The sequence below is a fragment of the Desulfovibrio sp. SGI.102 genome (assembly GCF_050314315.1).
Classification (GTDB): domain Bacteria; phylum Desulfobacterota; class Desulfovibrionia; order Desulfovibrionales; family Desulfovibrionaceae; genus Desulfovibrio.
In genome coordinates this window covers 1-261 of the sequence record NZ_JBNPNC010000149.1, presented here as the reverse complement: position 1 = coordinate 261, position 261 = coordinate 1, and the positions used below count along the sequence as shown (strand labels likewise).

The window sequence follows — 261 nt, the reverse complement described above, 5'->3', positions numbered from 1 at the left end:
TGGCATGGGGATATCCTCCTGTCTGGTTGTGACGGGCAAGAAATTCTTCTGTTTCTTTTCTACTTCTTTTCGTTTTTGGCGCCCTTGTCGTTCTTGCCGGCCTTTTCGTCCTTGCCGGCCTTTTCGTCAGGGCCGTCGGCATGGGTACGGATGCTGACCTTGGGCAGCTCGGCGAACTGCACACTGCCCGCATCCATGCGGCTGATGATCTCGGCGGTGATGTCCATGGACGCAGGAGCGGAAAGGACGTTCTGGCGGGCG

At 57.9% G+C, this 261-nt stretch carries 1 protein-coding gene; it reads right to left on the bottom strand.

Annotated features, from left to right (window positions below; genetic code table 11):
* Positions 1–59: 59 nt before the first annotated feature.
* Positions 60–261: hypothetical protein (locus ACQRCJ_RS12565; protein WP_427799961.1), on the bottom strand; the 202-nt coding region annotated here is incomplete at its 5' end.